Source organism: Sandaracinobacteroides sayramensis, from assembly GCF_022014495.1.
Classification (GTDB): Bacteria; Pseudomonadota; Alphaproteobacteria; order Sphingomonadales; family Sphingomonadaceae; genus Sandaracinobacteroides; species Sandaracinobacteroides sayramense.
Genome location: NZ_JAKLSQ010000003.1, coordinates 123,083 through 147,833, shown reverse-complemented (window position 1 = coordinate 147,833; position 24,751 = coordinate 123,083). Strand labels below are relative to the sequence as shown.

Here is a 24,751-nt window from a genome sequence, read left to right as displayed (position 1 = left end):
GGCGCGCAGGGGATCGGAACCATGTCAGGGTTCGCAATCCTCCGGCTCGGCCTTCTTCTTCTTGCCGCCCATGAAACCGCCCAGCGCCCCGCCGACAGCGCGGCCAAGCCCGCCGCCTATCGCGCCACCCGCCGATTTCGCGCCCTCGGTCGCTGCGTCCGGCTTGCATCTGGGCTTGCCGCTTGCGGTGGCGCCAGCCATGCCGGGCAGCTCATCCATCCCCAGAATTCCGCCGGTGCGGGAAGCGAAGCGCGCCTTCACGCTCCATTCCTGCACCCAGTCCTGCCTCGGATCCTTTGGGCGCGGCGGGTGGACGATAGTCTGTTCCGGCCCATGCGAGGTCAGCAGCAGGATGCCGGATTCCGCGGCCGCCACCGCTTCCTTCGGGATGGCGCAACTGCCTTGCGCGGGCGGCATGAGCTGCTTGCTGTTCACCAGACGCGCCGCTTCCGAAGGGGAAACGAAGTCCGACAGGCCGGAATAGAAGGTCTGCACCTCTGACGAGGTCCAGAAGATGATGGTGGGGGACCCGCCTTCTTCCTTGCCGCTGACCATCTGCGCGAAATGGCCGGTGGCGCCGGGAACCGGATTCCATTGCAGTGTGACCGCGCCCGACGCTGCCTTCTGCTGCTTCAGGGAAACGCCCTGCATCCAGTCCTGCTGCAGGCTGAAGGCCATTTCGGGCGCGAAATTGCCGCTGACCTTATGCTCCCCCGGCAGCGAGGCGTTCTGCGGCACGGGGCGGCTGCCGTCCGGCTGCTCGCCATTGGGCCAATAGACATAGGTGGGCCAGGTGGAAGCGCCGGGCGGGCGGGCGATCCGCACCCGCTCGCCGGCGAAGAGATTGGGGGGCATCTGGCCGGCCGCCATTTTCGCGAAATCGAACACCAGCGGCTGCCCCGGGCGGGCCGACTCGCCACAGCCCCAGAACAGCAGCAGCTTGCCTTTCGGCCGCTCGAAGTCATCGCCGGGCGAGGCCGGCGTTCCGCGCCTGGGGGCGCGAAGCGGCAGGCCCGCGCCCATGTTCATCGATGCAGGCACGGCATGTGTCGCGGCCCCGGGTGCAGGCGAGGGGGGCAGTTTGGAGCCGAGGTCGAGCGCCAGCGTCTTCAGCGGTCCGCCCGCGCCACCGCCCATCGCCATTCGCATCATGTCCCCGGCGGATGGCGCCGCTCCTTGCGAAAAGCCGAAGCCCGATTGCGTGCTGGCGGACATCCAATAGACCGTCTTGGGCGGTATCACCTTCTGCGACTGCGATGTGACGGGGCCGGCGGCCAGAACGGCGACAGCGGCAACGGCCAATGGTATGACAGGCTTCATGATTTCTTTCCCCCTGCTTGCTCTCCCTTCAAGCGGAATGGAAAATACAACAGCAATCTTCCACAGAAAAGCGGCATGTCGAGCGCCGCATGGATTTGACATCCGCGCCGGCCGGCCGCATCTTTCGCCGATGCAAATGCGCTTCACCCTTCACGCGGGCCAGATTCCGGCAAGAACGTAGCCCCGGGCGCCGAAACGCACGCGCTCCGGGTCCGGGGCGCCCATTCTTCTGACATTCCCGAACCATGAAAAGCCAGATGGCGTTCAGCCCCTGCGCATTGGAGCACCCCCATGAAGAGCCCGAAGGCGGCCGCCCGCCCGCCCATTCACATGCTGGAGGAGGAAGCGGAAAAGCTTTCCAATCTGGCGATCAGCGTCGAGGAACGCCTGCCGCAGGTGAGCGAACTGCTGCTGGGTGAAATCGACCGCGCGAAGCTGCACAAGGCCGGCCGCATCGACAAGGATGTGGTGACGATGAACGCCACCGTCGACTTCGTCGACAGCGCAACCGGCGCCGAACGCCGGGTGCAGCTGGTCTATCCGCCCGAAGCGGACATTGCCGCCGGCCGGATTTCCATCCTGACGCCGATCGGCGCCGGGTTGATCGGCCTCAAGACCGGCCAGTCCATCCTCTGGCCCGACCGTGAGGGCCGGACCAGGATGCTGGAGATCAGGCGGGTCGAGCAGGCGGCGTAGCGCTTTCCGTCTCGACATCTTCGGCGGGGAGATAGAGTTCCCCGCCTTTCTCCAGGAATTTCGCGCGCATTTCTGCCATGCCTTCCTCGGCCGCTTCGGCGGCGAGGAAGTTGTCGGCGGGCTGGTTCTGCTTCATCGCGAATTCGCGCACCTCCTGCGAGATGCGCATGGAGCAGAATTTCGGCCCGCACATCGAACAGAAATGCGCGGTTTTCGCGCCTTCGGCCGGCAGCGTCGCGTCATGGTATTTCTCGGCCGTCTCCGGGTCGAGGCTGAGGTTGAACTGGTCCCGCCAGCGGAATTCGAAGCGGGCGCGGGAGAGGGCGTCGTCGCGCAGTTGGGCCGCCGGATGCCCTTTGGCGAGGTCCGCTGCGTGCGCCGCCAGCTTGTAGGTGATGACGCCCACCTTCACATCGTCCCGATCCGGCAGGCCGAGATGCTCCTTGGGGGTGACGTAACAGAGCATCGCGGTTCCGAACCAGCCGATCATCGCCGCGCCGATTCCCGAGGTGATATGGTCGTAGCCCGGGGCGATGTCGGTCGTCAGCGGCCCGAGCGTGTAGAAGGGGGCCTCGCCACAGGCCTCCAGCTGCTTTTCCATATTCACCTTGATCTTGTGCATCGGCACATGGCCGGGGCCTTCGATCATCACCTGGCAATCCATCTCCCATGCGACCTTGGTAAGTTCACCCAGCGTGTGAAGTTCGGCGAACTGGGCGGCATCGTTCGCGTCGGCGATGGAGCCGGGGCGCAATCCGTCACCAAGGCTGAAGGAAATATCATAAGCCTTCATGATTTCACAGATTTCTTCGAAATTTTCGTAAAGAAAGCTTTCCTTGTGGTGGGCCAGGCACCATTTGGCCATGATTGATCCACCGCGTGAAACAATTCCTGTAACCCGCTTTGCTGCAAGCGGAACATAAGGAAGCCTGACGCCGGCGTGGATGGTGAAATAATCCACGCCCTGTTCCGCCTGCTCGATCAGCGTGTCGCGGAAAACCTCCCAGTTCAGATCCTCGGCGATTCCGCCCACTTTCTCCAGCGCCTGGTAGATGGGCACGGTGCCGATCGGCACCGGCGAGTTGCGCAGGATCCATTCGCGGGTGTCGTGAATGTTGCGGCCGGTGGAAAGGTCCATCACCGTGTCCGCGCCCCAGCGGATGGCCCACACCATCTTGTCCACTTCCTCGGCGACGGAAGAAGCGACCGCCGAATTGCCGATGTTGGCGTTGATCTTCACCAGGAAGTTGCGGCCGATGATCATCGGCTCCAGCTCCGGGTGGTTGATGTTGGCGGGAATGATGGCGCGGCCGCGCGCGATCTCGTCGCGCACGAACTCCGGCGTCACATGCGCCGGGATGCTGGCGCCGAAGCTCTCGCCGTCGGCGGCGCGGGCCAACGCCTGTTCGCGGCCGAGATTCTCGCGGATCGCGACATATTCCATTTCGGGGGTGATGATCCCGCGCCGGGCATAGGCCATCTGCGTGACGGCGCCGCTGCCTTTGGCGCGCAAGGGATTGCTGTTCGGATGCGGGAAGGGCTTCACCTCGCGCTGGCCGCTGCGCAGCAGGCCATTGTCTTCCGGCTTCACTTGCCGGCCTTCGTAGCGCTCCACATCTTGCCGCGCTTCGATCCAGGCCGTGCGCAGCTTCGGCAGGCCGGCATTTATGTCGATGCTGGCGGAAGGGTCGGAATAGGCGCCGGAGGTGTCATAGACGCGCACCGCCGGCTCGCCCGAGGATGGCTCCAGCGCAATTTCCCGAAGCGGCACGCGGATTTCCGGATGCAGTCGGCCCGGCACATGCACCTTGCGCGAAGCGGGGAGGGGGCCGGTGGTCACCGGGGCGGTTTCGAGATGCGATGGAATGTCGGCCACGTCTGTCCTCCTCAGGGATTCGGACGGAAGGCGGGCTTTTCTTTTGCCACTCCCTCCCTCCGCCGGTGTCAACCGGATCAGGTTCGACGGGTCGAGGGCTGCTGCCCACCTCTCAGCCGCGCGTCAGCGGCCCCCCGGGGATGAAAGGGATGTAGCCCGGCGAAGGCCGGACAGCAAAGGAAAACTCGCGCTTGCATGGCCGGGCAGGGGATGCCACCCCCGCCCAATGCTTATCGGCCATCGACAGCCCCGCGAAGCCTTTCTGGATGCGCTGCAGCGCGGGCGGATGCACCACGCCTGGCTGATCGCCGGCCCGAAGGGGGTCGGCAAACGCGCCTTTGCGGACTGGGCGGCGCTGAAGCTGCTTTCCGGCAGCCCCGGGCCCGGCGACACGCCGGCGGACGATCCGGCGGCGTCGCTGGTGGCGGCGGGTTCCCACCCAGACCATCGGCTGCTGGCGCCGCCGGAGGAAGGGAAGGGCAGCGCCACCGCCTCGATCGTGGTCGACCAGGTGCGCGAGCTTTCGGACTTTCTGCACAGCTATCCCGCTATCGCCCGCTGGCGGACACTGATCGTCGACTCCATCGACGATATGAATATCAATACATCCAATGCGTTCCTGAAAGAACTTGAGGAGCCACGTCAACAAACCATCTATCTGCTGGTAAGCCATGCCCCGGCCCGGCTGCTGCCGACCATCCGTTCGCGTTGCCGGATGATCCGGCTGTTTCCACTACCGGAAGCGGACGTGCGGCAAGTGCTGGAGCAGACCAACCCCGACATGCCCGCCGCCGATCTGGAACCGCTGGTGACGCTGGCGCGCGGGGCGCCGGGCGCGGTTTCCGATCTGGCGGGAGCCGATCTCGCCGGGCTGGAAAAGACGCTGGATCGAATCGCCGCCGGTGGGGATGCGGTGCCGCTCGCCCGCAGCCTGCAACCGCAGGCCGCCATCCCGAAATTGCGCGCGCTGCTGGCGCTGGTGCCCCGCCGTCTGGCCGCCGCCGCGCGCCGGAACCCGGATCCGCGGCTGTTGCAGCTCTATGAGGAAGCGGAAGCGCTCGCCAGGGACGCCGTGCGCCTTGCCTATGACCGCCCTCAGGTGGCAATGGCCCTTGCCGACATCACGGCCCGCGCGGGCCGCATCCAGGACAATCGATGAGCCGCTATTTCGTCACCACCGCCATTTCCTACCCCAATGGGCGGCCGCACATCGGCCATGCCTATGAAGTGATCGCCACCGACTGGCTGGCGCGCTTCGCCCGGCTGGATGGGCGGGACACCTATTTCATGACCGGCACCGACGAGCATGGGCTGAAGATCGCTCAGGCCGCCCGCAAGGAAGGGGTGACTCCGCAGGCATTCGTGGACGCCATGGTGCAGCATTTCGTCGCCATGTGCGACAAGCTGAACATCAGCCGCGACCGCTTCATCCGCACCACCGATCCGGACCACAAGCAGGTGGTGCAGGCGCTCTGGAAGAAGCTGGAGGAAGCGGGCGACATCTATCTCGACCGCTACGAGGGTTGGTACTCCGTTCGCGACGAGGCCTATTACGACGAGGAGGATCTGGTCGTCGCCGAGGATGGCACCAAGCTGGCGCCGACCGGCACGGAAGTTTCCTGGACGGTGGAGGAAAGCTGGTTCTTCCGCCTCTCCCGCTTTCAGGAGCCGCTTCTGAAGCTGTATGCCGACCAGCCGGAGTTCGTTCAGCCGTCTAATAGAATGAACGAGATGCGGGCTTTTGTTGAAAGAGGATTGAAAGATCTTTCGATCAGCCGCACCAGCTTCGACTGGGGGGTGCCCGTGCCCGGCTCCGACAACCATGTGATGTATGTCTGGCTGGACGCGCTGACCAACTATCTGACGCCGTCCGGCTGGCCGGCCGCCGGCTGGGAAGCGAAATGGCCCGCCGACCTGCATGTGATCGGCAAGGACGTCGTCCGCTTCCACGCCATCTACTGGCCGGCCTTCCTGATGTCGGCTGGCCTGCCGCTTCCGGGCAAGGTGTTCGGCCACGGCTTCGTGCTGAACCGTGGCGCGAAGATGTCCAAATCGCTTGGCAACATCGTCGAGCCGATGGGCCTTGCCGACAGTTTCGGCGTCGACCAGCTTCGTTACTATCTGCTGCGCGCCATCCAGTTCGGGCAGGATGGAGAGTGGAGCCATGAGGCCATCGCCCGCCGCATCAATGCCGATCTCGCCAATGATCTGGGGAATCTCGCGCAACGCACGCTCAGCATGATCGCCAAGAATTGCAACGGCGAGGTGCCCGTCGACGGCCCCGCCCTGCCCGAAGACGAGGCGCTGGTGACGCAGGTTTCAGCCATGCTGGAAGAGGCGAGGGCGGCGCATGCGGCCGTCCGCCCCGACCTCGCTCTGGATGCGATCTGGGCGCGGGTATCGGATGTGAACGCCTATCTGAACGAAATGGCGCCCTGGTCTCTGCGCAAGACCGACCCGGCGCGGGCGGATGTGGTGCTCTACCATGCCGCCGAGTGCATTCGGCGCATCGCCATCCTGGTGCAGCCCGCCATGCCGGAAAGCGCCGCCAGATTGCTGGATCAGCTTTCGGTGGCGGAAACGGATCGCGATTTCGCTGCCTTCGCAAAGTGTCTGAAACCCGGCACGCAACTGCCTGGACCACAAGGCATATTCCCGCGCTGGATGGAGCCGGAGGAAGATGCCGCTCAGTGAATGCGGCCGGCGTCTCCACCGCCGGTGAAGATGTCGGCCTCGTCCGTTCCGGCGGACACGGGCGTGCGATGCACATAAGCGAGGATGGCCAGCCCGATCAGCGCGGCCAGTAGGGAACCGCCGTAAACCCCCATCTTCACAGCCAGTTCCACTTTCGCGCCCTCAAAGGCGAGCTTGCCGATGAAGAGGCTCATGGTGAAGCCGATTCCCGCGACGAAGCCGATGCCGACGATGGAGGGAATGCTGCCGGGCAGCTTCGCCCGGAGCAAAAGGCCGGCCAGTATCGTGCCCAATGTGATGCCGATCGGCTTGCCCAGAACCAGGCCCAGCCCCGCGCCCAGGCTGACCGGATGCTGGATCGCCGCCGCAAAGCCGCTGCCCACCGCAGCTCCTGCGCTGGCAAGCGCGAAGGCCGGCATCACCCCATAATGCACATAGGGGCGGAGCTTGTGTTCCAGCTCGATCAGCAGGGATTCCCCCCGCTCGTTGCGCATCGGGATTGCGAGCGCCGCCAGCACGCCGGCGATCGTCGGGTTGATCCCGCTCATCTGCATGCAGACCCACATGGGCATCGCCAGCAGCATATACATGCCGTGCCAGTTCTTGCGCTGGCGCATCAGCAGCAGCATCGGCAGATAGAACAGCGCCACCCCGCCCAGCCAGCCCATGTGCAGGCTGTCGGAATAGAAGAAGGCGATCACCAATATGGCGATCAGGTCGTCGACGACGGCGACGGCCAGAAGGAATATCTTCATGGCCGGCGGAACGCGGCTGCCGAGCAGCGCCACCACGCCCAGCGCAAAGGCAATATCGGTCGCGGCCGGGATGGCCCAGCCATGCTCGAAGCCGGTGCCGTTCGTCATGAACAGATAGATGAGGGCAGGGCATAGAACGCCGCCAATGGCGGCGATCAGCGGCATCAGCGCGGTTGATGCGCTGGAAAGGGCGCCTTCCAGAAGCTCGCGCTTCAGTTCCAGCCCGACATAGAAGAAGAACACCGCCATCAGCAGATTCTTCACCCATTCCGTCAGCGTCATGGAGATGGTGATATCGTGGAAGCTGACGGTGCCGACGCTTTTCAGCAAGCCGCTCTGCATCGGCGCCCAGGCCGAATTCGCCAGGAACATGGAGACTGTCGCCGACAAGAGGAGGACGATTCCGGGCCATGCCTCGGACGGCACTTTCTTCAGCATCTGGAGCATGGCCTTTCCTTGCCTGCGCAACGCGCAATTGTGAACCCCCGGACAGTGCTGGATTGAAACCGCAGGGCCATGGCGCCAAATGACGCCGATGCTGATCGATTCCCATTGCCACCTGAATTACCCCGGCCTGGTCGAGGATGAAGAGGCCGTGATCGCCCGCGCCCATGAGGCGGGTGTCGGGGCGATGATTTCCATCTCGACGCGGGAACGCGAATGGGATGCGGTGATCGCCGGCGCCGAGCGCCACCGCAATGTGTTCGCGACCGTCGGAATACACCCGCATGAGGCGGACCAGCACCCCGATATCGACACGGCGCGCCTGGTCGCTGCCGCAGGCCATCCCAAGGTGGTGGGCATCGGAGAGACCGGGCTCGACTATTATTACGACAAGTCCGACCGGGAGCGGCAGCGGCGTTCCTTCCGCGCGCACATAGCCGCCAGCCGCGAGACGCAGCTGCCGCTGATCGTCCACACGCGGGATGCGGAGGACAACACCATCGAGATGCTGGGCGAGGAGATGGCGGAAGGCGCCTTCCCGATGGTGATCCACTGCTTCACCGGCTCGACGCGGCTGGCGGAGGCCTGTCTGGCCCTTGGCGCCTATATCTCCATCTCGGGCATCGTCACCTTCCGAAATGCGGCGGCGCTTCAGGAGACCGCAAGGCTGATCCCGGCGGACCGGCTGCTGGTGGAGACGGATTCCCCTTTCCTCGCCCCGGTGCCGATGCGGGGCCGGACCTGCGAGCCGGGTTATGTGGTGCACACCGCCCGCTTCCTGGCAGACCTCCGAGGCGAGGATTATCAGGATTTGGAATCAATTACTGTTAACAATACATTGAAATTGTTCAGCAAGATGTCAGAAAATTGCGGCTGATCATGCTGGGTTCCGGAACGTCTTCGGGCGTTCCGCGCATCGGCGAAGATTGGGGCCGCTGCGACCCCGCCAATCCCCGCAACCGCCGCCGGCGCGTGTCCATTCTGCTGGAACATGGCGAAACGCGTCTTCTGGTGGATACCGGCCCCGACCTGCGCGAGCAGTTGCTGGATGCGGGTGTCGGCTGGCTGACGGCGGTGCTCTACACCCACGACCATGCCGATCATTGCCATGGCATAGACGATCTGAGGCCGCTCTTCCACGCAAAGGGGGCGGAGATCGACTGCTACATGGACCAGGCGACTCGCGCGAGCCTGCGCACGCGCTTCTCCTATGTCTTTGCCGGCCGCGCCGGCTATCCACCGACGGCCCGAGCGCATCTCCTGACGTCGGAGATGCGCTTCGGCGAGATCCGCGTGACTCCGTTTCTCCAGCAGCATGGGCCTGTGCATTCCATGGGCTACCGCTTCGAAGCCGGGGGCAGGGCGATCGCCTATTCCACGGATGTCAGCCAGTTGCCCGAGGAGGCGTGGCAACATCTTCGGAATCTGGATTTGTGGATTGTCGACGCGCTTCGCCGGGCTCCGCACCCGACGCACAGCCATCTGGCGCAGACGCTGCAATGGATCGAACGGGCAAAACCTGCGGAAGCCTGGTTGACGCATATGGACCAGAGCATGGATCATGCGGAACTGATCGAAGAATTGCCCGCCGGCGTCTCGCCCGGATGGGACGGGCGAATCTGGGAGGACGGCGGATGACCATGGCCCTGATTTCCGTGCTGGCGTCGCTGGCGCTGGTGCTCGCGCTGAACTGGAACCGTTTCCAGGCAATGGGGTCTGGCACCCTATTGCGCATGGCGCTCATCTGGGCGGTTATCCTGGTTGCCCTGTTCCTTGTCGTGCGCTTGCTGGGATTTGCCTGAGCCGATCAGCCTGCAGGGTTGGCTCTTCGCCGGCCGAAGAGCAGATAGATCAGGATTCCGATGAGATTCCAGAGCAGGAAGTAAAGCTGCGTGCTGCTGGGCAGGCTGAAGAACAGATAGAGGCAGCCGATGATCGCCACGCCCCCCACCAGAGGGGCGGCCGGTGTCCGGAACAGACGTGGCATGTCCGGCGCGCGGCGGCGCATGATCAGCATGCAGACGGCAACCGCCACGAAGGCTGCGAGGGTTCCGGCGTTCGCCAGCGCGGCGATTTCGGCGAGCGGGAAAAAGCCGGCGATCAGGCCGACGATGGTGGCGGTGAAGAGGGTGATGCGCACGGGTGTTCCACGGCTGGAGACTTTCGCCAGCCCCTGCGGCAGCAGACGATCGCGTGCCATCACGAAGAAGATCCGGCTTTGGCCGTAAAGGAAGGCGAGGATGACGGTGGGGAGCGCCACGACGGCCGAGCCGGCAAGATAGGTGGCGGCCCATGGCTTCTGAAGCTCCCGCAGGATCAGCGCCAGCGGCTCCGGGCTGTTGGCGAAGCTGCTGAAGGGAAGGGCGCCCACCGCGACCGCCGCGACGACCATGTAGATGAGGATGCAGGCGATCATCGAGCCGACGATTCCAAGCGGAAGGTTGCGGCCTGGATTCCTGGTTTCCTCCGCGGCCGTGGCGATCGCATCGAAGCCATAGAAAGCAAAGAAGATAATGGCGGCTGCCGCCATCACGCCGCGTTCGGCGCCACCGGCATCGATGGCCTTGCCGAAGCCGAACGGCATGAAGGGGCTGAGATTCTGCGAATCGAATGCGGGCAGGGCGACCGCCACGAACACCAGCAGCGCCACGATCTTCACGATCACCAGAAGCGCGTTGAGCGTCGCGCTTTCGCGGGTTCCCACCAGCAGCAGGCCGGCGACCACGATGATGATGGCGATGGCCGGCAGATTCGCGATGCCGCCCAGTTCGGGGGCCTGCATCCAGTCCATCGATGCCCCGAACATGGCTCCCAGCAGCGGCGCGGCATAGCCCGACCAGCCCACCGCGACGGCGCTGACGACCAGACTATATTCCAGAATGAGGCTCCAGCCGATCACCCAGGCGAAAAGCTCGCCGATGACGACATAGCTGTAGGTGTAGGCGCTGCCGGAAGCGGGGATCATCACTGCCATCTCGGCATAGCAAAGCGCCGCGCAGGCGCAGATCAGCCCGGCGATCGCGAAGGAAAGGATCACCGCTGGCCCGGCCTTGTCGGCTCCGACGCCGATCAGCGTCAGGATACCGGTGCCGACGATCGCCCCGACGCCCAGCGCGACGAGGTGCGGCCAGCCGAGGGTAGGAGTCAGCTTGTGGTGTTCCGCCACATCTGCAACCGAATCGATGGCCTTGCGGCGGTTCCAGCTCATTTACTTCTCCTCATCGCGCTCGGATCGCTTTGCTTCTGGCGGCAATGGGAGCGTTGCAGATAGTGCATCCTGGAAGATGTAGCGCATGCCATGGGCCAGCACCAACAGGGGGCAGCCAAATCCGTTTCTGGAATATGTTTATTAACATAATATAGATTATCGGATTAAAGGTAAGCGAAGACAGCCATCCTCTTTGCCAGTCCTCACCGCCTTCCCCTTTCGCTATCGTCTCCCGATGAGCGATACATCGAAAACGAGCGCCCATGTTCGGCACTGGCATGACTTTATCCGGAACCACGACAGGCAGGTCCTTTGGGATTTGCTGCATCCGGATGTCGTGTTTGAAAGCCCGGTCGTCCACACGCCGCAGCGCGGGCGGGAGATAGCGTTCAAATATCTGGCCAGCGCCGAGAAGGTGCTGGGCGGCGATGGCTTTGCCTATGTCGGCGAATGGCTGAACGAGAATGGCGCGATCCTGGAATTCACGACTGAAATTCAGGGCATCGCGATCAACGGCGTTGATATGATCAGCTTTGATTCCGAAGGGCTTATAACCCATTTCAAGATAATGGTGCGGCCGTTGAAAGCCATCAACCTTCTGCATCAACTGATGGCGGCGCAATTGGAGGCCTCCGCGCGTCCTGACGCCGGCGGCTGATCGCCCTTCCCTGTTTCCGTTCGCGCTTCCGGCGGATATGGCGGACATCCCGTTCGCCCCGGTCGGAAGGATGAAAGATGATGGCAGACAAGGACAAGAGCCAGGCGCTCGCCGAATTCGGCCGGCTTGCAGACATCATGGAGCGGCTGCGTGGCCCTGATGGCTGCGAATGGGATCGCGCCCAGGATTTCGCGAGCATCGCCCCCTATACGCTTGAAGAAGCGCATGAGGTGGCCGATGCGATCGCCCGCCAGGATATGGCCGATCTGTGCGAAGAACTGGGCGACCTTCTGCTGCAGGTGGTATTCCATGCGCAAATGGCGGCCGAAGCCGGGCATTTCACATTGGCCGATGTAGGGCGTGGGATTTGCGACAAGATGGAGCGGCGCCACCCGCATATCTTCCGCTCCAGCATCCCGCTCTGCGCCGAAGAGGTGAAAGCGAACTGGGAATCGATCAAGGCAGCGGAAAAACCTAGGGATTCCGTTCTAGACGGAATCGCACTAACCCTCCCTGCCCTGACACGCGCCGAAAAGCTGGCGAATCGCGCGGCCCGCACAGGTTTCGATTGGCCCGACCCGAGTGGCCCGCTTGCCAAAATCCATGAAGAGCTGGAGGAAGTGGCGCAGGCCGAAACCCCTGCCGATCTGGAGGAAGAAGCCGGGGATCTGTTGTTCGCCGCCGCAAACTATGTCCGCAAACTGGGGGTGGACCCGGAAGCTGTGCTGAGGGCTGCCAACAGAAAGTTCGAACAACGATTTAGAAAAATCGAAAAAGAACCTGATTTTTCGAAATTATCCTTGTCCGAACAAGAGGCGCTTTGGCAGAGTTCCAAGCGCTTATAGCATTCAGAGCGCCTGAAAACGGCGTTCGGAATCGGGCGTCAGGCGGACCTTCACCTGTATCTGCCCGCCCTTCTCGCGCTGTTCGATCACTTCGCCATTGGCATGCAGCCAGGCGAGGCGACGGCCATCCGACGGATGCAGTTCCACCTCATGCACTTCGCCCGGCCCTTGCAGCCGGTCGGCCACCAGCGCCTTCAGCGCTTCCATCCCCTGCCCTGTAAGCGCCGACACCAGCACTACATCCGGGTCGCGGGCGGCCCGCTCGATCGCGGCCTCATGCGTTTCGGGATCCAGGCGATCGGCCTTGTTCAGGGCCTCGATCATCGGAATCCTGCCCTCCCCTTCCAGCACGCCCAGGGAGGCGAGAACCTGCTCGACATCCGCGGCCTGTGCCTCACTGTCGGGGTGGGAAAGGTCGCGGACATGCACCAGAAGGTCCGCCTCCATCACTTCTTCCAGCGTGGCGCGAAAGGCGGCGACCAGTTCCGTCGGCAGATCGGAGATGAACCCCACCGTGTCGGAGAGAATCACCTTGTTCCCGCCCGGAGTCGAGCCCGGCAGGTGGATGGCCCGCATGGTCGGGTCGAGGGTGGCAAACAGCAAATCCTTCGCCATCACCTCCGCTCCGGTCAAGCGGTTGAACAGAGTGGATTTCCCGGCATTGGTGTAGCCCACCAGCGCGACCACCGGGCTGGGCGCGCGCTGCCGGCGGGCGCGATGCAGGGTTCGCGTGCGCCGGACGGATTCCAGTTCCTTCTTCAGCCGCGAAATCCGGTCGCGCAGCAACCGCCGGTCGGTTTCGATCTGCGTTTCGCCAGGGCCGCCCAGAAAGCCGAAGCCGCCGCGCTGCCGCTCGAGGTGGGTCCAGCTCCGCACGAGGCGCCCGGCCTGATATTCCAGATGCGCCAGTTCCACCTGCAACCGCCCTTCGGCAGTCGCCGCCCTTTCGCCGAAGATTTCCAGGATCAGGCCCGTCCGGTCGATCACTTTCGCCTTCAGCGCCTTTTCCAGATTCTTCTGCTGGATGGGCGTGATGGCGGCATCGACCACCACCACCTCCGCTTCATGCGCCTGCACCGCGGCGGACAGGCGCTCGAGTTGGCCTTTGCCCAGCAATGTCGAGGGAGACAGGGTTCGCAGGCGAAACAGGATGGAATCGCGCACATCGAGACGGATCGCCGCCGCGAGGCCGACGATCTCCTCCAGCCGCGCCTCGGGGGAGCGGGCGGAGCCGACCGCCCGGCCCGGCATCACCGGATGAATGACGACGGCCGGGGCGCCGAAGCTGGTGCCCAGCGCCTGGTCGAACCCGCGCCGGTCGATACCAATCGCGGAATCCGTTCCGCGAAATTCAACCCCGGCGGTGGGGCCAGTCGTTTCGATCAAACTTCCTCGTCCGTCCGCTCAGGATCGAACAATTGCACCGGCGCGGCCGGCATCACGGTCGAGATCGCATGCTTGTAGACAAGTTGCGAATGGCCATCCCGGCGAAGCAGGACCGAAAAATTGTCGAACCAGGTGATGACACCCTGAAGCTTGACCCCGTTCACCAGGAACATCGTCACGGGAATCTTCTGCTTGCGAACGGCATTCAGGAACACATCCTGCAAATTGTTCGCCTTGTCGTTCGCCTTCGCCTTCTCGGCCATCCGTTGCCTTCTTTCGGTCTTGGCGGGCAGTGGCGCCCGCACCCGCGCCGTTGCCCGGCGTCGGCCATCGCATCCCTGATGCGCTCAGCCGCTATTTAGTCGGCCAGAGGCATTCGCACAACCGGGGCTCATTCGATTTCATCGCGGTCATGCTCGGAAATTCCCAGCGCCTTCAACTTTCTGTGCAGCGCCGAGCGCTCCATGCCGATAAAGGCGGCGGTCCGGCTGATATTGCCGGAAAAACGGCGAATCTGGACTTTCAGATACTCGCGCTCGAAGGCCTCGCGCGCTTCCCTCAGCGGCGTGCCCATGATGGAACGCGCCGCCTGGTCCGGCAGGAGGCGCGCCGGTTCCGCCGTCAGTTCCGGGGGAAGCTGCTCCAGGTCGATGCGCTCCATGGCGTTGGCGGGCGCCAGGATCAGCGTGCGCTCCACGATGTTCCGAAGCTGCCGCACATTGCCGGGCCATGTATAGGCCTGAAGCGCCGCCACCGCTTCCTCGCTGATCGCCGGAGTCTTCACCCGCCGTTCGTTCGCGAGCCGGGCCAGGAAATATTCCGCGAGATGCGGAATATCCTCCCGCCGCTCGGCAAGGGCCGGCAGGCGCACGGGCACGACATTCAGGCGATAATAGAGATCCTCGCGGAAACGTCCGGTCTGGATTTCGGCCGCCAGATCGCGCGCGGTCGCCGACACCACACGGACATCGACCTTGATCGACCTTGTGCCGCCAACGCGCTGAAAGCTCTGGTCCGTCAGCACACGGAGAATTTTGGCCTGTGTCGTCAACGGCATGTCGGCGACTTCGTCGATGAACAGCGTGCCGCCATCGGCCACTTCCAGCAGGCCGGGCCGGATCAGCTCGCCGCCCTGCTCTTCCCCGAACAATTCCTCCTCGACCCGGTCCGGCTCCATCCGCGCCGCCGCCACCACGACGAAGGGGCGATCCGCCCGGCCGGACCAGCGGTGCAGCAGGCGCGCCGCCACCTCCTTGCCGGAACCCGCCGGCCCCTGGATGAGCACGCGGCTTCCAGTCGCCCCGACCCGCTTGATGGTCGCCCGCACGGCGTTGATGGCCTGGCTGGACCCGGTGAGCTCATTCTCCAGCCCGGCCAGATTGCGCAGTTCGTCCACCTCGCGCCGCAACCGCTCCGTCTCGGTCGCCCGGGCGACCGCCATCAGCAACTGGTCGGCCTGGAACGGCTTTTCGATGAAATCCCAGGCGCCCCGCTTGATCGCAGCCACAGCGGTGTCGAGATTGCCGTGGCCGGAAATGATGAGGACCGGAAGCCCGGGATCCTTCTCCTTGACCACATCCAGAAGTTCGAGCCCGTCCAGCTTCGAGCCCTGCAGCCAGATGTCCAGGATCAACAGCGACGGACGCCGTTCGGCCAGTGCTGCCAGCGTGGCATCGCTGTCGGCGGCGGTTCGGGGGCGATAGCCCTCGTCTTCCAGCACCCCGGCGATCAGGGAACGAATATCGGCTTCGTCATCGACGACGAGAATGTCGAGCGGCATCTAGCTGGTCACCTGTTCGGGTTCGGGGGTTGGAATAAGGGCGCGATTGGCGGCAAGGTCGAATTCCATCCGGGCAAGCGCGCCCCCTTCATCCCGGTTGGAGATTTCGAGCCGGCCGTGATGGTCCTCGACGATGCGTTTCACGATGGCGAGGCCGAGCCCGGTGCCGCGCTGGCGCGTCGTGACATAGGGTTCGAACAGCCGTTCGCGCAGTTCGGGCGGGATTCCGCAGCCGGTGTCGGCGATTTCCACGACCAGCGCATTCCCATCCAATCGGATGGTGAGATCGACTTCGCCCTTGGAGTGATCAGATTTTAAAACAATGGCTTCCGACGCATTTTTCAGCAGATTCGTGAAAGCCTGGCCGATCTGCCGCCGATCGCAGACGAACGGCGGGAGGGTTTCCGGCACATGCAGCTGAAAGCGCACATGGGGGGTGGCCACCTCCGCCAGGAAAATCGCCTGGCGGGCGATTTCCGCCAGTGATTCCTCATGGAAGGTCGGCGCCGGCATCCGCGCGAAGGCCGAAAACTCGTCCACCATCCGGCGCAGATCGCCTACCTGGCGCACGATGGTGTCGGTCAGTTCGTCGAACACGTCCTTCCCTTGCCCGATCTCCGGCCCGAAGCGGCGCTTCAGCCGCTCCGCCGAAAGGATGATCGGGGTCAGCGGATTCTTGATTTCATGCGCGATCCGCCGCGCCACGTCGGACCAGGCGGCCCGGCGCTGGTCCGCCAGTTGCTGCGAAATATCGTCGAAGGTCAGGATATAGTTGCGCGCCTGCCCTGCGTCCGCCGTCAGGCGAACCGCCAGCGTCTGCGTTTCGGTGCCGCTGCGCCCATGCGGCCGCAGCCGGCTGATTTCAGCGGCGGCGATCCCTTCCGTTCGCGCCGTATCCAGCAGCTCGGCGAACTCGGGCACGACTTCCCCGATCGACCGGCCGATCAGACCTTGTGGCCCGCAATCGAGAAGCGCTTCGGCGCTGGCGTTCGCCAGCCGGATCACCCCTTGCGCATCAATGGAAAGCACGCCGGCCGAGACTCCGGACAGCACCGCCTCCATGAAACGCCGGCGCATCTCGGACTGTGTGTTCGCCCCGATCAAAGCCTGTTGCTGTGCTTTAAGTTGTGCCGTCATCCTGTTGAAACTACGGGCAAGTGCGCCAATTTCATCGCCAGTGCCTTGCGGGTTGACCCGCGCGTTCAAATCCCCCTTCCCCACCCGTTCGGCGGCTTCGGCCAGTTCGCCGATCGGTTCGACGATGCGCGTCGCCAGCAGAATGGCGAACCAGACGGCGGCTGCCACCACCAGCAACGATACGACGATCAGGATCAGGTTGAAGCGCCACTGCATGGCGCGCGAACGCTCGGTCAGCGCCTTATAGTCGCTGATGGCCGCCTGCGTGCGGGCGACCTGCTCCAGAACCCGCGGCTCCACCTTGCGGCTGGTGTAGACGAAAATGGGTTCCGTGGTCTGCAGGCGAACGATCGCTTCGACCCGGTCCTTGGCGGAGGCAATGGCTCGCGCCTCGCCTGGCCGGATACCCGTCACGTTCAAGGCCGCCACGCGGGCGGGGGTCAGGGGTTCGTCCAGGCTGGCGGCAACGAGGATGGCGGGGCCTTCCTCCCGTGTCTGGAACACGGCGGCTTCCGAAAGGTTGCGCGCCGCCACCTGAAACTCCAGCCCCTCGCGGAACATGCTGGAAGATACGCCATAGTCGGCGGAATATTTCGAGATATCGCGCCCCATGGCGACGATGTCGTCCAGAATCCGCGACGTATTCTCGTCCACATAGGCTTGTGCCACGCGGTCGGCGTTGTCGAGCACGGTCTTCGCCCGGTCCGAGAACCAGAATTGCACGCCGAACTGGAACAGCAAGGCCGCGAAAATGACGACAAGGATCGTAGGCGCGGCCGCCAATGCGGCGAACAGCGCGACCAGGCGGACGTGCAATTGCGCCCCCGCCCTGCCGGCCCGCCGATTGCCGATCAGGATGGCCACGCGCCGGCCGATCAGGAACAGCAGCGCCAGAAGCGGCAGCAGGTTCGCCACCAGAAGCAGCGCCACCAGAGAGGGCGAAAAACCCTCGGCGGGTGCGCGCTGCCCGGTAAGGAATGCGTAGGAGGAAAGGCCAACCAGCAGCGCCACGGCCGCGAAGGCGATCTCCAGCCCCGCAGATTGGCCGGGCGTAGCGGCCCAGCGACCAAATCGCCGGCGCGCGAGACGGAAACGAACGGCTGCGCGCTGGCCCAGGGATCCGGCAGACGTGATCATGCTAGGGAATGACTAGCAGAGATGCGTTGCCAAAGAAACACATATCCGGGCACAGCGTGACCTATGGGTGACTCTGGCTGCCGCAGCAGAAAACCGGCTCAGCGCCGTCCGGTAGCTGTCTCCACCCCCCGCTCCGCCAGCATCTTGCGCAGCGTGTTGCGATTGACGCCCAGCAATTTGGCCGCCTTCAACTGGTTGCCCCGCGTGAGCAGCATCGCCGTTTCCAGAAGCGGCCGCTCGAACTCCGCCAGCAATCGGTCATAAAGCCCATCTTCCGGCAGTTCCGGCAACTGCGCCACATGCCGTTGCAACCATTCGCCAACCAGCGCTTCCAGCGATGTCTCCAGAGGCAGCGCGTGGCTGCGCCCGGGCGCGGCAGGTCCTTCCCCCGCCCCGCCGTCGGCGCGCGCGATCCAGAGTTCGGCGACACCCGCTGTCACCACCTCGTCGCGGGCAAGCGCCGCCAGGCGACGCATGGCGTTCTCCAGTTCGCGGACGTTGCCAGGCCAGTTCCGCTCCATCAGCCAGGCGGTCGCCCCGCTATCCAGCAGCTTGCGCGGCAAGCCCTCGGCCGAGGCCCGATCCAGAAAATGCCGGGCCAGTTCCGGAATATCCTCCCTACGCGCCCGCAGAGGCGGAAGGCGGATCGGCACCACGTTCAGCCGGTAGTAAAGGTCTTCCCGGAACAGGCCGGCATCGATCAGGCGCGGCAGATCCTTGTGCGTCGCCACCACGATCCGCACATCGGCCTTCAGCGCCCGCGTGCCGCCAACGGTGGTGAATTCGCCAGACTGCAGCACCCGCAGCAGGCGTGTCTGCGCGTCCATCGGCATGTCGCCGATCTCGTCCAGGAACAAGGTGCCGCCCTGCGCCTGCTCGAAACGACCGGAGGAGCGGGCGGCGGCTCCGGTGAAGGCCCCCCGTTCGTGGCCGAACAATTCCGTCTCGATCAATTCGCGCGGAACGGCGCCCATGTTGATGGCGACGAAGGGGCCGGTGCGGCGGGGCCCGAGATCGTGGAGCGCGCGCGCCACAAGTTCCTTGCCGGTTCCGCTTTCGCCCAGCACCATCACCGTCAGGTCCGTGGGCACGACGCGGGCCAGCGTGCGATAGACTTCCTGCATGGCCGCCGAACGCCCGATCATCGGCAGCGGCTCGGTTTCCTCCTCATGGGGATCGGCTTGCGTGGTTTCGGAAATATTTTCAATCGCGCTCTGAACAGTTCTTGTCAGTTCATTGAGATCGAATGGCTTTGGCAGATAATCGAAGGCGCCCTGTTCCGTCGCGCGCACGGCCGTGGAAAGGGTGTTCTGCGCGCTCATCACGATCACCGGTAAACCGGGGCGGCGGGCGGTCACCAATGGGATCATGTCGAGGCCATTCGCATCCGGCAGGCGGACGTCGGTGACCAGCACGTCGCCCACCCCTTCCTCGATCAGCTTCCACAAGCCGGCTGCGGTGTCCGTCGTCCGGACGCTGTGCCCCGCGCGCTGCAAGGCCTGGCGGACGACGGTGCGAATGCCCGCATCGTCGTCCACAACGATCACTGTTCCCGTCCGGCTCATTGCGCCATCTCGGGCGCCAGCGGGAGAAGAACGCGCAGCAATGTCTGGCCCTCGCGCCGATCATATTCGACGATCCCGCCATGATCCCCCACCACCTTGGCCACCAGGGCAAGCCCCAGCCCTGTGCCTTCGCGCCGGGCGCTGACAAATGGCTCGAACAGATGGTCGGCAATGGCTGGTGGAGCCCCCTCCCCTTCGTCGATCACGCAGACTTCCAGCGGCAGCGACACGCGCGCGCCGGTGCCTTGCGCGCGAACCCGCAAGCCTTGCCGGTAAGCCGTTGTCAAAGTGACCGCTCCACCCGGCGGCGAGGCTTCGACGGCATTCTTCAGCAGGTTGAGGAACGCTTGCACCAGCGCATCCCGGTTTCCCAGAAGTAGTGGCAAGGATGGATCATATCTTTCTTTGAAAGCTATGTTTTTCCCAAATCCAGCTTCCGCGAGGCGGCGCACATGGCCCAGGATGGCGTGGATGTTCTCCCGTTGCAGTTGCGGGGGGCGGGTGTCTGTGAAGCCCTCCATCCGGTCGATGAGGGCGCGAACCCGATCGACTTCAGAGATGATGAGCCCCGTCAATTCCTGCCCGTCCTCGTCGAGCGATTCCGACAGGAGCTGCGCCGCGCCGCGAATGCCGGAAAGCGGATTCTTGATTTCATGCGCAAGCATCGCCGCCACCCCGACCGCCGAGCGGGCCGCCCCCTGCTGGCCCATCTGCCGATCCACCAGCGAGGTGACGGCGCGCGGCTGGAAGCTGAGCGCAAGCCACCCTTCCCTGTCCGGCAAGCGGCCGATCAGTACATCCGCCCTTACGCGTCTTCCGCCGATGAATTCGATCAGCAGATCATAAGCGGCAATGTCCGTGCGACTGGCCCGCGCTTCGGCCACCAGCGAGCGAAGCGGGCTGTCGTCGGGAAACAGCCCCTCCCAGCCTTTCTCGACCAGAACCGGCTGGCTGACGTTGAGGAAGGTCTCCGATGCGGAGTTGGCAAGCGCCACCCGCCCTTCCGGCGCCAGCAAAAGCATCGGGGCCGGCAACGCATTCCAGATGTCCGCAGGGTGCGGAAGCGTCGCCGGGCGAGGTTTCATGCCGCCCGATCGAGCGCTGTTGTGGTCGAGCCTGCCGCGCGATCCAATTGATCAGCGTAGAAGGCGCCCAGCATTTCGAGCACCCGCTCGGCATCGCCAATCATGTTAACTTTATTTCGAAACTCAGCAGATGCCGGCAATCCCTTGGTATACCAGCCAAGATGCTTGCGGGCGATGCCAACACCATGCTCCCGGCCGTAAAGCGCAAGCATTTCCTCATAATGCTCCAGCACCAGGTCGCGCTGGGCGGCGAGCGATGGTGTTTCGGCAACCTCGCCGCCGGCCAGTTCCGCCATCACCTGCCCCAACAGCCATGGCTTGCCGTAAGCGCCACGCCCCACCATCACCCCGTCCGCGCCGGACTGGCGAAGGGCCTCGCGCGCATCGGCAGGAGAGCAGATGTCGCCATTCACGATGACGGGAAGCGAAACAGCCTGTTTTACTTGCGCCACGAAGGCCCAGTCCGCCGTTCCCGAATACATCTGGTTGCGGGTGCGGCCATGGACGGTCAGCAGTTTCACGCCCAGATCCTCGGCGATTCGTGCGAGTTCGGGCGCGTTCAGGCTTTCGTGGCACCAGCCCATTCGCATCTTCAATGTGACCGGAACCGAAACAGCCTTTACCGTAGAATCAATTAATTGTGCCGCAAGCTTAAGATCGCGCATCAGGTGAGAACCGGCCTGACCGTTCACGATCTTCTTTACCGGGCAACCCATGTTGATGTCGATGATCGCCGCGCCGCGCTGTTCGTTCAGCTTGGCCGCTTCGGCCATCACCCGCGGCTCGCATCCGGCGAGTTGCATGGAAACCGGCTCTTCGCTCGGATCCCAGGCTGCCTTCTGCAGCGATTGGCGGGTTTCGCGCACCATCGCTTCGGAAGCGATCATCTCCGTCACGGTCAGCCCGGCGCCGAAGCGTTTCACCAGCGTGCGAAACGGTCGATCCGTCACGCCGGTCATCGGCGCGAGGATCACCGGTGATTCCACGGTCACCGGCCCGATGCTGAGAGGAGGAAGCTTTGCCATGTTCTGCCCAAAAAAGAGGCACGCACATAAGCGAAGGCCCCCTTTTCGGCAAGAGGCGAAGCGCCTATGGCGGCGCAATGACTGCCAGTGACCCTGAAGCCTCTTCGACCGCCGCCCTGATCGTTGCGGCAGGCCGCAGCGTTCGCGCCGGTGGAGAGGTGCCGAAACAATATCGGCTGTTGGCTGGCAAGCCGCTGCTGCGCTGGTCTGCCGAGGCTTTCGTTCGGCATGCGCGTATAGGCGCCATTCACATCGTCGTGGCGGAAGGCGAGGAGGCGCGGGCGGCCGCATTACTCGAAGGCTTGCCGATCTCGATTGGCGTCGGCGGTGGCTCCAGACAGGAATCGGTAAAGCGTGGGCTGGCGCAGCTTGAAGGCGCCTTCCCCCAACAGGTGCTGATCCATGATGCCGCCCGCCCATTGCTTTCCGGCGAGCTGATCGACCGTGTTCTGGACGGCCTGTCCCAAGCCCCGGGCGCCTGCCCCGCGCTCCCCGTGGTGGACAGTTTGCGCAAGGGGGATGGCTTTATAAATGGCGAAGTGGCGCGCGACGGCTTATGGCGGGTGCAAACCCCCCAGGGTTTCGACTATGCGCTCATCAGCGCCGCACATGCGCGGGTGGCGGACGGGGCGACGGACGATGCGGAAGTGCTGCGGTCGGCAGGCCATCCTGTCCGCATGGTCGAGGGTGACGAACGGGCGATGAAAGTGACCTTGCCGCAAGATTTCGAAACCGCCGAGCGCCTGCTCGACTGGGCGACGCTGACCGGTTCAGGTTATGACGTGCATCGCTTCGGGCCCGGGGACCATGTGTGGCTGTGCGGAATTCAGGTGCCGCACAGCGCCGGGCTTGTCGGCCATAGCGACGCCGATGTGGGACTGCACGCCTTGACCGACGCCATTCTGGGCGCGCTGTGCGATGGCGATATCGGAACGCATTTCCCCCCCACCGACCCGAAGTGGAAGGGCGCCAGTTCCGATCGCTTCCTCGCGCATGCGGCCGAACTGGTAGCGAAAGCCGGTGGGCGTATCTTGCATTGCGATGTGACCCTGATCTGCGAAGCCCCCAAGGTGAGCCCGCATCGCCCGGCGATGCTGCAGCGTCTGGCCGGCATTCTGGAAGCGCATGCCCCCCGGCTAAGCGTGAAAGCGACCACAAGCGAAGGCCTGGGCTTCACCGGCCGGCGCGAGGGCATCGCCGCCCAGGCCCTGGCGACCATTCGCCTTCCATCCTGGAACTAAAAAATGAATTTCGATAAAGAACTCACTGATCTTGCAAAAGAAGTCGTTGAGAAAAACCGCATCGCCGGCCGCCGAATCTCGACTGCGGAAAGCTGCACCGGCGGTCTCGTCGCGGCTGCCCTGACCGAGATCCCCAACGCATCCGACGTGCTGGACCGGGCCTACGTTACCTATTCCAACGAAGCGAAGATCGAGATGCTCGGCGTTTCGGAGGATATATTGGCAACATTGGGCGCCGTATCCGAAGCGACCGCCTGGGCCATGGCGCAGGGCGCCCTCAGCCGCAGCGGCGCCGATGTGACGGTGGCGATCTCGGGAATTGCCGGCCCGGGTGGCGGAACAGAGAAAAAACCTGTCGGAACAGTGGTTTTTGCCCGTGCCTTGAAAGACGAAGCGAAAGGCCCGATGGTGGCCGACACGCACCATTTCGGCGACCTGGGGCGAGCTGAAATCCGCCGTCAAGCGGCGCTGGTGGCGCTCAGGCTCCTGCTGCCATAGAGCTTCGCGGCCCGGGTTTCGAAACTGGCCACCATGTGCTTGAAAGCTTCGTGGAAGAAAGCGCCCGCAAGTTTTTCAAAAATCTTGGATTTGAATTCGAAATCCACATGGAATTCCAGATTGGTGCCGCCCTTTTCGGCGGCTTGAAAGCGCCAGTCGTTGTGCAGGCGTTTCAGCGGGCCTGAAATATAATCCACCTCGATCGAATAGGGGCGGTCCAGATTCACCCGGCTGGTGAAGGTCTCCTTCAGCGATTTGAACCCGACCGCCATATCCGCCACCAGCAGCCCCGGCTCGCTCGACCGGATACGGACGGCCGCCACCCAGGGCAGGAACTCCGGGTAGCGGCGCACATCGGCGACGAGGTCGAAAAGCTCCTCAGGCGTCCAGGGCAGATGACGGGTTTCACTATGCCTTGGCAAGCGCCCCTGCCCTTCCATGCTGGGCATTGCGGGCCTGCTGCAGCTTGGCGAAATCGTCTCCGGCATGGTAGCTGGAACGGGTCAGCGGGCTGGAAGCGACCAGCAGGAAACCCTTCGCGCGGCCGATGGCGGCATAGCCGGCAAAAGCTTTGGGCTCGACGAACTCCATCACCTTGGTGTGGCGCGGAGTCGGCTGCAGATACTGGCCGATGGTCAGGAAATCGACATCGGCCGAGCGCATGTCGTCCATCACCTGGTGCATTTCATTGCGCTCTTCGCCCAGGCCCACCATCAGCCCGGATTTGGTGAAGATGGTCGGATCCAGCCGCTTCACCTGTTCCAGCAGCCGCAGCGAGTGATAATAGCGCGCGCCGGGGCGAATGGTGGGGTAAAGCCTGGGGACGGTTTCCAGATTATGGTTGTAGACGTCCGGCCGGGCGTCGACGATGCGGGCGACCGCTTCGGAAGCCTTGTTGCGGAAGTCAGGCGTCAGTATCTCGATCGTGGTGCTGGGCGTGCGCTTGCGCAGTTCCTCGATCACGCGAACGAACTGGGTGGCCCCACCATCCGGCAGATCGTCCCGGTCGACCGAGGTGATGACGATATGCTTCAGCCCCAGTTCGGCCGCAGCTTCCGCAACATGCACCGGCTCCAGCGGATCCACCTTGCCAGGCATTCCTGTCTTCACATTGCAGAAGGCGCAGGCGCGGGTGCAGGTGTCGCCCAGGATCATCACGGTGGCATGGCTTTGCTGCCAGCATTCCCCGATGTTCGGGCAAGCGGCCTCCTCGCACACGGTGTTGAGGTTGAGGCGCCGCATCAGCTTCCGCGTCTCGGCAAAGCCTTGCGACGTCGGCGCCCGCACGCGCAGCCAATCCGGCTTGCGGGCGCGGACAGTTTGGGCGGAGGTCGAGGAAGCGTCTGTCATCCACGAGCACATAAGCTGTTAGGCCTGCCCCGGCAACGCTTGCGATGGCGC

22 protein-coding genes, 1 pseudogene and 1 riboswitch are annotated in these 24,751 nt (G+C 64.0%); of the genes and pseudogenes, 10 read left to right on the top strand and 13 right to left on the bottom strand.

The window, feature by feature from the left end; all coding sequences use genetic code 11:
• Positions 1–24: 24 nt before the first annotated feature.
• Positions 25–1,320, bottom strand: a complete 1,296-nt coding sequence (locus L6Q21_RS03570; protein WP_237829154.1) for a hypothetical protein — start codon at positions 1,318–1,320, stop codon at positions 25–27.
• A 291-nt stretch (positions 1,321–1,611) separates the two neighbouring features.
• On the opposite strand from L6Q21_RS03570, the gene rnk reads away from it, so the two are divergent.
• Positions 1,612–2,016, top strand: a complete 405-nt coding sequence (rnk, locus tag L6Q21_RS03565; RefSeq protein ID WP_237829153.1) for a nucleoside diphosphate kinase regulator — start codon at positions 1,612–1,614, stop codon at positions 2,014–2,016.
• On the opposite strand, the gene thiC is transcribed toward rnk, so the two are convergent.
• Positions 1,991–3,892: a phosphomethylpyrimidine synthase ThiC gene (thiC, locus tag L6Q21_RS03560; RefSeq protein WP_237829152.1), complete on the bottom strand. Its 1,902-nt coding sequence runs from the start codon at positions 3,890–3,892 to the stop codon at positions 1,991–1,993. The genes rnk and thiC overlap by 26 nt on opposite strands.
• Before the next feature lie 37 nt (positions 3,893–3,929).
• A riboswitch (TPP riboswitch) is annotated at positions 3,930–4,039 on the bottom strand.
• Positions 4,040–4,118: 79 nt separating this feature from the next.
• Between thiC and L6Q21_RS03555 the strand changes: the two genes are divergently transcribed.
• Together L6Q21_RS03555 and metG are read left to right on the top strand one after the other, a co-directional pair.
• Positions 4,119–5,051: a DNA polymerase III subunit delta' gene (locus L6Q21_RS03555; protein WP_237829151.1), complete on the top strand. Its 933-nt coding sequence runs from the start codon at positions 4,119–4,121 to the stop codon at positions 5,049–5,051.
• A complete protein-coding gene (gene metG, locus L6Q21_RS03550) occupies positions 5,048–6,586 on the top strand; it encodes a methionine--tRNA ligase (RefSeq protein WP_237829150.1) in 1,539 nt (512 codons plus the stop codon). The genes L6Q21_RS03555 and metG overlap by 4 nt, the downstream gene beginning before the upstream one ends.
• Here metG and nhaA read toward each other — a convergent pair.
• A complete protein-coding gene (nhaA, locus tag L6Q21_RS03545; RefSeq protein ID WP_237829148.1) occupies positions 6,580–7,788 on the bottom strand; it encodes a Na+/H+ antiporter NhaA in 1,209 nt (402 codons plus the stop codon). The two genes, metG and nhaA, sit on opposite strands and share 7 nt — an antisense overlap.
• Before the next feature lie 88 nt (positions 7,789–7,876).
• Between nhaA and L6Q21_RS03540 the strand changes: the two genes are divergently transcribed.
• The 3 genes from L6Q21_RS03540 to L6Q21_RS03530 are packed head-to-tail and all read left to right on the top strand — an operon-like array spanning position 7,877 to position 9,587.
• Positions 7,877–8,662 (top strand): TatD family hydrolase, encoded by a 786-nt coding sequence (locus L6Q21_RS03540; protein WP_237829147.1) that lies wholly within the window; start codon positions 7,877–7,879, stop codon positions 8,660–8,662.
• A gap of 2 nt (positions 8,663–8,664) precedes the next feature.
• Positions 8,665–9,423, top strand: a complete 759-nt coding sequence (locus L6Q21_RS03535; protein WP_237829146.1) for an MBL fold metallo-hydrolase — start codon at positions 8,665–8,667, stop codon at positions 9,421–9,423.
• The gene (locus tag L6Q21_RS03530) at positions 9,420–9,587 is read left to right on the top strand and encodes a hypothetical protein (RefSeq protein ID WP_237829145.1); all 168 of its coding nucleotides are present in this window, start codon (positions 9,420–9,422) and stop codon (positions 9,585–9,587) included. Before L6Q21_RS03535 ends, L6Q21_RS03530 begins: the two co-directional genes overlap by 4 nt.
• A gap of 5 nt (positions 9,588–9,592) precedes the next feature.
• Here L6Q21_RS03530 and L6Q21_RS03525 read toward each other — a convergent pair whose 3' ends face one another.
• Positions 9,593–10,993: an amino acid permease gene (locus tag L6Q21_RS03525; RefSeq protein ID WP_237829144.1), complete on the bottom strand. Its 1,401-nt coding sequence runs from the start codon at positions 10,991–10,993 to the stop codon at positions 9,593–9,595.
• Between the two features lie 235 nt (positions 10,994–11,228).
• On the opposite strand from L6Q21_RS03525, the gene L6Q21_RS03520 reads away from it, so the two are divergent.
• Positions 11,229–11,651: a nuclear transport factor 2 family protein gene (locus tag L6Q21_RS03520; RefSeq protein ID WP_237829143.1), complete on the top strand. Its 423-nt coding sequence runs from the start codon at positions 11,229–11,231 to the stop codon at positions 11,649–11,651.
• Between the two features lie 77 nt (positions 11,652–11,728).
• Positions 11,729–12,496: a nucleoside triphosphate pyrophosphohydrolase gene (mazG, locus tag L6Q21_RS03515; protein WP_237829142.1), complete on the top strand. Its 768-nt coding sequence runs from the start codon at positions 11,729–11,731 to the stop codon at positions 12,494–12,496.
• Positions 12,497–12,499: 3 nt separating this feature from the next.
• On the opposite strand, the gene hflX is transcribed toward mazG, so the two are convergent.
• The 7 genes and pseudogenes from hflX to dusB all read right to left on the bottom strand — a co-directional run bounded on the left by hflX (position 12,500) and on the right by dusB (position 21,611).
• The gene (gene hflX / locus L6Q21_RS03510) at positions 12,500–13,747 is read right to left on the bottom strand and encodes a GTPase HflX (RefSeq protein ID WP_237829316.1); all 1,248 of its coding nucleotides are present in this window, start codon (positions 13,745–13,747) and stop codon (positions 12,500–12,502) included.
• Between the two features lie 140 nt (positions 13,748–13,887).
• Positions 13,888–14,145, bottom strand: a pseudogene (gene hfq, locus L6Q21_RS03505) (RNA chaperone Hfq); the annotation flags it as partial.
• Between the two features lie 128 nt (positions 14,146–14,273).
• On the bottom strand, positions 14,274–15,662 hold the full coding sequence (gene ntrX / locus L6Q21_RS03500) for a nitrogen assimilation response regulator NtrX (protein ID WP_237829138.1): 1,389 nt from the start codon (positions 15,660–15,662) through the stop codon (positions 14,274–14,276).
• The gene (locus tag L6Q21_RS03495; protein WP_237829136.1) at positions 15,663–17,936 is read right to left on the bottom strand and encodes a sensor histidine kinase NtrY-like; all 2,274 of its coding nucleotides are present in this window, start codon (positions 17,934–17,936) and stop codon (positions 15,663–15,665) included.
• Positions 17,937–18,034: 98 nt separating this feature from the next.
• The gene (gene ntrC, locus L6Q21_RS03490; protein ID WP_237829135.1) at positions 18,035–19,501 is read right to left on the bottom strand and encodes a nitrogen regulation protein NR(I); all 1,467 of its coding nucleotides are present in this window, start codon (positions 19,499–19,501) and stop codon (positions 18,035–18,037) included.
• Complete coding sequence (locus L6Q21_RS03485) at positions 19,498–20,523, bottom strand: two-component system sensor histidine kinase NtrB (RefSeq protein ID WP_237829133.1); 1,026 nt, start codon at positions 20,521–20,523, stop codon at positions 19,498–19,500. Before L6Q21_RS03485 ends, ntrC begins: the two co-directional genes overlap by 4 nt.
• A gap of 59 nt (positions 20,524–20,582) precedes the next feature.
• A complete protein-coding gene (dusB, locus tag L6Q21_RS03480; protein ID WP_237829131.1) occupies positions 20,583–21,611 on the bottom strand; it encodes a tRNA dihydrouridine synthase DusB in 1,029 nt (342 codons plus the stop codon).
• A gap of 77 nt (positions 21,612–21,688) precedes the next feature.
• On the opposite strand from dusB, the gene L6Q21_RS03475 reads away from it, so the two are divergent.
• Together L6Q21_RS03475 and L6Q21_RS03470 are read left to right on the top strand one after the other, a co-directional pair.
• Positions 21,689–22,852: a bifunctional 2-C-methyl-D-erythritol 4-phosphate cytidylyltransferase/2-C-methyl-D-erythritol 2,4-cyclodiphosphate synthase gene (locus L6Q21_RS03475; RefSeq protein WP_237829129.1), complete on the top strand. Its 1,164-nt coding sequence runs from the start codon at positions 21,689–21,691 to the stop codon at positions 22,850–22,852.
• 3 nt (positions 22,853–22,855) lie between these two features.
• On the top strand, positions 22,856–23,350 hold the full coding sequence (locus tag L6Q21_RS03470; RefSeq protein ID WP_237829128.1) for a CinA family protein: 495 nt from the start codon (positions 22,856–22,858) through the stop codon (positions 23,348–23,350).
• Here L6Q21_RS03470 and L6Q21_RS03465 read toward each other — a convergent pair.
• Together L6Q21_RS03465 and lipA are read right to left on the bottom strand one after the other, a co-directional pair.
• Entirely contained in the window at positions 23,311–23,772 is a 462-nt protein-coding gene (locus tag L6Q21_RS03465) for a type II toxin-antitoxin system RatA family toxin (RefSeq protein ID WP_237829126.1), read from the bottom strand. The genes L6Q21_RS03470 and L6Q21_RS03465 overlap by 40 nt on opposite strands.
• Entirely contained in the window at positions 23,759–24,700 is a 942-nt protein-coding gene (gene lipA, locus L6Q21_RS03460) for a lipoyl synthase (RefSeq protein ID WP_237829125.1), read from the bottom strand. The genes L6Q21_RS03465 and lipA overlap by 14 nt, the downstream gene beginning before the upstream one ends.
• Between the last annotated feature and the right edge of the window lie 51 nt (positions 24,701–24,751).

What these genes read in the sequence shown, in the direction of transcription:
- L6Q21_RS03570 (WP_237829154.1), bottom strand. Translation starts at nt 1,320, where the DNA reads ATGAAGCCTGTCATACCATTGGCCGTTGCCGCTGTCGCCGTTCTGGCC.
- rnk (WP_237829153.1), top strand. Translation starts at nt 1,612, where the DNA reads ATGAAGAGCCCGAAGGCGGCCGCCCGCCCGCCCATTCACATGCTGGAG.
- L6Q21_RS03555 (WP_237829151.1), top strand. Translation starts at nt 4,119, where the DNA reads ATGCTTATCGGCCATCGACAGCCCCGCGAAGCCTTTCTGGATGCGCTG.
- metG (WP_237829150.1), top strand. Translation starts at nt 5,048, where the DNA reads ATGAGCCGCTATTTCGTCACCACCGCCATTTCCTACCCCAATGGGCGG.
- nhaA (WP_237829148.1), bottom strand. Translation starts at nt 7,788, where the DNA reads ATGCTCCAGATGCTGAAGAAAGTGCCGTCCGAGGCATGGCCCGGAATC.
- L6Q21_RS03540 (WP_237829147.1), top strand. Translation starts at nt 7,877, where the DNA reads ATGCTGATCGATTCCCATTGCCACCTGAATTACCCCGGCCTGGTCGAG.
- L6Q21_RS03535 (WP_237829146.1), top strand. Translation starts at nt 8,665, where the DNA reads ATGCTGGGTTCCGGAACGTCTTCGGGCGTTCCGCGCATCGGCGAAGAT.
- L6Q21_RS03530 (WP_237829145.1), top strand. Translation starts at nt 9,420, where the DNA reads ATGACCATGGCCCTGATTTCCGTGCTGGCGTCGCTGGCGCTGGTGCTC.
- L6Q21_RS03525 (WP_237829144.1), bottom strand. Translation starts at nt 10,993, where the DNA reads ATGAGCTGGAACCGCCGCAAGGCCATCGATTCGGTTGCAGATGTGGCG.
- L6Q21_RS03520 (WP_237829143.1), top strand. Translation starts at nt 11,229, where the DNA reads ATGAGCGATACATCGAAAACGAGCGCCCATGTTCGGCACTGGCATGAC.
- mazG (WP_237829142.1), top strand. Translation starts at nt 11,729, where the DNA reads ATGATGGCAGACAAGGACAAGAGCCAGGCGCTCGCCGAATTCGGCCGG.
- hflX (WP_237829316.1), bottom strand. Translation starts at nt 13,747, where the DNA reads ATGCCGGGCCGGGCGGTCGGCTCCGCCCGCTCCCCCGAGGCGCGGCTG.
- ntrX (WP_237829138.1), bottom strand. Translation starts at nt 15,662, where the DNA reads ATGCCGCTCGACATTCTCGTCGTCGATGACGAAGCCGATATTCGTTCC.
- L6Q21_RS03495 (WP_237829136.1), bottom strand. Translation starts at nt 17,936, where the DNA reads ATGATCACGTCTGCCGGATCCCTGGGCCAGCGCGCAGCCGTTCGTTTC.
- ntrC (WP_237829135.1), bottom strand. Translation starts at nt 19,501, where the DNA reads ATGAGCCGGACGGGAACAGTGATCGTTGTGGACGACGATGCGGGCATT.
- L6Q21_RS03485 (WP_237829133.1), bottom strand. Translation starts at nt 20,523, where the DNA reads ATGCTTTTGCTGGCGCCGGAAGGGCGGGTGGCGCTTGCCAACTCCGCA.
- dusB (WP_237829131.1), bottom strand. Translation starts at nt 21,611, where the DNA reads ATGGCAAAGCTTCCTCCTCTCAGCATCGGGCCGGTGACCGTGGAATCA.
- L6Q21_RS03475 (WP_237829129.1), top strand. Translation starts at nt 21,689, where the DNA reads ATGACTGCCAGTGACCCTGAAGCCTCTTCGACCGCCGCCCTGATCGTT.
- L6Q21_RS03470 (WP_237829128.1), top strand. Translation starts at nt 22,856, where the DNA reads ATGAATTTCGATAAAGAACTCACTGATCTTGCAAAAGAAGTCGTTGAG.
- lipA (WP_237829125.1), bottom strand. Translation starts at nt 24,700, where the DNA reads ATGACAGACGCTTCCTCGACCTCCGCCCAAACTGTCCGCGCCCGCAAG.